At 41.9% G+C, this 5083-nt stretch carries 6 protein-coding genes and 1 pseudogene; all 7 read right to left on the bottom strand.

The window, feature by feature from the left end:
- A pseudogene (locus B7Y67_RS10510) lies at positions 1 to 462 on the bottom strand (hypothetical protein); the annotation flags it as partial.
- A 63-nt stretch (positions 463 to 525) separates the two neighbouring features.
- Complete coding sequence (locus B7Y67_RS10515; RefSeq protein ID WP_293598602.1) at positions 526 to 933, bottom strand: hypothetical protein; 408 nt, start codon at positions 931 to 933, stop codon at positions 526 to 528.
- 282 nt (positions 934 to 1215) lie between these two features.
- The gene (locus B7Y67_RS10520; RefSeq protein WP_293598603.1) at positions 1216 to 1818 is read right to left on the bottom strand and encodes a nitroreductase family protein; all 603 of its coding nucleotides are present in this window, start codon (positions 1816 to 1818) and stop codon (positions 1216 to 1218) included.
- Positions 1805 to 2005, bottom strand: a complete 201-nt coding sequence (locus tag B7Y67_RS10525) for a hypothetical protein (protein ID WP_293598604.1) — start codon at positions 2003 to 2005, stop codon at positions 1805 to 1807. The genes B7Y67_RS10520 and B7Y67_RS10525 overlap by 14 nt, the downstream gene beginning before the upstream one ends.
- A gap of 23 nt (positions 2006 to 2028) precedes the next feature.
- Positions 2029 to 3069 (bottom strand): DUF4325 domain-containing protein, encoded by a 1041-nt coding sequence (locus B7Y67_RS10530; protein ID WP_293598605.1) that lies wholly within the window; start codon positions 3067 to 3069, stop codon positions 2029 to 2031.
- A 584-nt stretch (positions 3070 to 3653) separates the two neighbouring features.
- Complete coding sequence (locus B7Y67_RS10535; RefSeq protein ID WP_293598606.1) at positions 3654 to 4982, bottom strand: ATP-binding protein; 1329 nt, start codon at positions 4980 to 4982, stop codon at positions 3654 to 3656.
- A partial coding sequence (locus B7Y67_RS10540) for a winged helix-turn-helix domain-containing protein (RefSeq protein WP_293598607.1) occupies positions 4958 to 5083 on the bottom strand: 126 nt, incomplete at its 5' end. The genes B7Y67_RS10540 and B7Y67_RS10535, both read right to left, overlap by 25 nt.

Raw genomic sequence — 5083 nt, forward strand, 5'->3', positions numbered from 1 at the left:
CGCATTAGCATTTTCAGCTTTTGCTTTAGTAATGTTAAGGCGAGATTGGGGAATAATCCCCTCTTTAAATAGCTCGTTATCGCGAAACAAAGCTTCTTTTGCTAAACGCGCATCAGATGTCGCTTCCAATAATTTCTGCCTAGAATCGCCCATCTGGGGGCTAGTAAAGTAAGCAAGCGGAGAGCCGATCTTGACGGGGTCGCCAACACCCACAACCATTTGGCTGAGTTGTCCGGGATATGGCGCCGATAGAATTGCCTGCTTTTCTGGTGGAACTGTGACTGAAGCACTAATTAATACAGAACCTGAATCAACAGAAATTGCTGAAGAGAAATTAACGCCCATAGCTGCCTGTTGATTTGCAGTCAGCTTTAATGACTTAGGTGCAAATTCTTGTGCGTGCAGGCTCCCACTTAAAATGAATGAGAATAGGGAAAGTCCAACTATATGGAAACGAAACATAAAAACCTCTAGAAACACTACCAACTAAATCCAAGAAACGTGAGCAAATCACGCCAGAGAAATTTAGATGGCCAGAGGTGGGGCTAAAGAAAGAGGTAGCGAGCCTTGGGCATGCCTTTGATAAGCGAATCTATCAACCGAGAAAAAATAAATCTGTCGCCCACTAGATGCCGAATAAACAAGGATAAAGAAGGCTAAAGCATAGAAACTTAAGATGATGAGGTCAAATTTTTCACTTTGAAGTGAAGTAGGTACGCCCACTTCAGGAGATTCTTCTGTGGCACTCGTGAGATAGACTTTACCGACCTCAGAGGCATTAGCAGACTCAAATCCAGTGCTTGCAACATGTAGATGAAGGCCAAACTGACTTGATCGTCCGGTATGTGCGTGTAAGAATGGTGTCAGCACCTGCAAAATGATTCCCAGGAACAAAGCAGCTAAAAGAAGAGGTTTTGATCTCAAAAATTGCATGGATTGATTCTACACCTGAGATATTTCAACTGCTTGACCATTGCTCGACCAATCACAAGTTCTGATGAGAATTCTTCACTTTTAGCTAATACACGCCGCTTAATGCCCCCTTTTGCCCAATCTGTTACGTTGACCGGTTGACCCCAAGGCCTTAAGCATAAATCTCACTGCTACTTATGGCGGCGATAAAAAAACCAACCCGAGGGTTGGTATTTTCAGTCCTGGTGGACCCACTAGGACTTGAACCTGAATCTAGGGGTTGAATTCAGAAAGCGCCCAAATTTAAAAATGGTTTTCAATCATCATCTCTGTTTTAGGAATAAATCCTGGCTTTGGCCATGCTGGCCTGATACCCTTGCCAACTACCAACATCGCAGCAATGGCATAGTCTTTAGGTAAATGAATCAACTGCGCAACCTTGTCAAAATCAAAACCAACCATTGGGCAAGAATCGTAACCCATTGCTTTAGCTGAAAGCATCATAGTTTGCAACATGATCCCAGCAGATCGCATTGCTTCATCTCTTTGCAACTGCTCTTTTCCTGAGTAAAAAGGATGAATCCAAGGAACTAAAATATCTTGAGCTTCCTTAGGGGCATTAACCCAATATCTAGCAGGATCTTTTTCCCATGCCTTGATATCAACAGTCACTACAAAGAGTAAGGATGCCTCGGTAACTTGAGCTTGATTGTTTGCAGCTTCACGTAACTTTGCTCTGAGGGTCTTATCAGTAACATTTACTAAACGCCAATGTTGGATATTGAATGAAGATGGCGCTTGCATAGCGAGATCTAACAGTTGGTCAGTCTCTTGCTTAGTAAATTCATGGCTTGGGTCAAAGTACTTCACGGCTCTGCGTTCGCGGATTGCGTCAAATGTATTCATCAATTTCCTCGGAGAGATTTAAACCTTGATCATAAGGTAATCTAAAAAAGACAAAACCCCCACCATTTCTGATGAGGGTTTGCTTTTCTGGTGGGCCCACCAGGACTTGAACCTGGGACCAAAGGATTCTGGTTTGTGCAGCTTTTACTTCTCCCTGGACTACGCCTTCATCATATTGATCGCTCAACTTAGATGGGTGCTGTCTAGCCTCTACCCACAATTACTTTGAGCAGCCTTAATCATTTTTTTAACCTCTAGACTCTCATTAATAGAGTGAATTGTAATTTGCGGATTTTGCTTAATAAAAACACGAAATACTTCATCTGCAAATGCCTGGCCAATTGACTCAACACCCTTAAAATCCAATAGGACAGTCTTAAAACGATCAACGCGATTTAAAATACGCTTCGCCTGTGAGCGCGAAATAAGCTGCCCACCTTCATATAGAGCTAGCTTAACTGGAACAACGGTTTTATTAAACGCGTAATCTTCGTCTTCCGTACCGCTAAAACTATCAAATACTGTACGCAATATTCTTTCTGAATTAAGCGCTATCTTCATGACAACCCTGGTTCCTTGATAACTTTTTTCGTTATGAAGTAGAAAGTCTATTCCCGAACCGTCAGCATGTGTAAAGACTAAATCACCAGAGAAAATAAAGAATTCATCGAAAGCACGGGATGAGAAAAAGATTCCTTGCCCGGTATGCCTACTTGGATCAGTAGTGAGCTTTCCTTTGCTCAACTCCAAAATGGACTCACGTGGATCGTGCAACTTTAATAATCTAGTAATATGGTTAAAAATTCCCTCGCCATTGTCAATGATTGATATTAATACAAAATCGGGCGTTCTTTCTACATGAATATAGACCTCAGTACCTTCCGAATGATCAATGGCGTTGTTGAGCATTTCAGTAAAACCGTAATGACAAATATTGGCAATTTCTTTAGGCAAACCATCAAATATTTCACTAAAGTTACGTGAATAGACTTCAGACTCCTCTAGCCCCTTCAATTTAAATAGACCATCATGAAATCGCTTCACACCCAACTGATATACACGCGCCTTCGTACTGCCGCTGGAAGCTAAAAATCCATCCTTAACTAACGCTGCAAAATGTGCATGGATAGCCTGTCTAGTAAGGCCGAACCTTTCCATTGCAGCATGGGCTAAATCGAGTTGATTTGCTTTAACGCCATCTACCAAGAACTGACGTACTTCTTGGGAGCGTTTTGTATTGGCAAATTTCATATCTATTTTTGTAAAGTTTTAAGAAATTATTGTAAAGTTTTAAGAAATTATTGTAAAGTTTTAAGAAATTATTGTAAAGTTTTTGGCAAGGGATTAACAAGAAACCCTGCATAAACAGTGCTTATACCCACTCTGATGGCTTTTTAACCTTACTCACCGCTAAATCAAACCAGTTTTCTTTAGTAGCAGTCCATATCCATTTGTTATCTCCCTTATAGCGACGTTGCCATACGGCACCATGCTCGTGCTGCTAGAGAGTTAACCTCTTGAATCTATTGAGATCTTTGTTACAAGACCCCTATGGCTTCTTTCTTATGAGAGCAGAAGCCTTGGATAGACCCATTTAAAAAGGTGATCTGCAGTCGGTCAGCGTCAGTGTGTAAGCAAATTCACGAATTTAAAAAAAGTGCTGGCCCACTCTTTGGTTTTCAAAACCAAAGGATTGTTGGAGCAACCATCTAATACCTCGTCGCTCCAAACCGCTTTATGAGCAAGTAAGTGTTAATTTAAGCAACACTCCTTGCGCTTACGCAGTTTGTAGTGTGTTGCATCAACGGGTTGAAATCAAGACCAAAAGCAGAAATTTATCGCAAGGTGGGTAATAAGATGGAAGCGCATAAACCAGATTGATTCTCTTCATCGCTAAATTCAAGCCATACTTCTGCACCAATTTTTTCGGCGATTGCTTTCACAATTGCAAGTCCTAAACCAGATCCACCTTGGCCTGCTCCCAAAGTGCGATAAAACGGTTCAAATACACGATCCCGCTCTTGAAGAGGGATGCCAGGCCCCGTGTCACACACGCTAATGATTACCTGACTACTTTTCATGCAAACTTTGAGATCAATCTGACCATACTCCGGTGTGTGGCGAATTGCATTTGCCACCAAATTCGTGACCATAGCAGTTAAATCTAGCTCACTTACCCATACCAATAAATCCACATGCCCTTCAACGCCGATATCTAAATGCTTAGCCTCAGCAATCGGCATAAGATCTTCTAAAACACGACGAAAGACAGCTTGAATGGAGATAGGATTTTCTGGGCTAAGAGCTGAAGATTGTGCTTTTGCCAAAGTAAGTAGTTGTTCAAGTAAATCTCGATTACGATTTATTCCTTGACGTAATACGCCAATCCTCTCCTGAGCCTCAGGAGACAGTTGAACTTGAGCTATGCGCTCTGCTTGTAAAGATAATGCAGTCAGTGGTGAGCGCATTTCATGAGCGGCGTCGGCAATAAAACGTCTTTGTAAGAGCACAGATTGACTCACTAGCCCTAACAAGCGATTGATAGCAACCATAAAGGGTTGAAGTTCTGAGGGTAAATTAATTTCTTCTATTGAGTGCAGATCTTGCTCAGTACGACTATCGATGTCATTTGCAAGATTTTTAATAGGCTGGAATATCTTTTGCACAAGATAGGCTACGATAAATAAGAGGACAGGAAGCATAAGCAGAAATGGCATTACTGTTCGCAATGCGCTGTCACGGGCGATTTCATCTCTGAAGCTTATGGGTTGTGATATTGCAATACGCTCACCACCATCCATAGTCTTAAGGATGGCGCGATACTCTTTTCCATCAATTTGTAAACTCTGTAGGCCATCGAGCAAAGAAGCTGATATGTTTAGTAATCCAGGCGCATTGCCAAGTTGCTGAATAATGATGTGTGATTCAGCGTCACCTATCTTGTCATGCCTGCCATTACTTAATACGTCTAATGACAATGGTTGCTGAGAAATGAAGCTGGAAACCTGTCGCAGCAGGTCATCTTGAAGTTCATGCGCCTCACCATAGGCTGACTTAAATGCAACAATTCCAGCGATTAGAGCGAACCCTAAAATACAAATCGCTATGCTGAGGGATATTTTAAATTGCAAGGAATCTGTTAAACGTTTTTTGAAACCATCCATCCTACCCCCCTTACATTCTTAATATGCTCGGCACCAAGCTTACGTCGCAGGGCATGGATCAAAAACTCTACAGCATTACTCTCAACCTCTTGACCCCATGC

The sequence above is a fragment of the Polynucleobacter sp. 35-46-11 genome, from assembly GCF_002281105.1.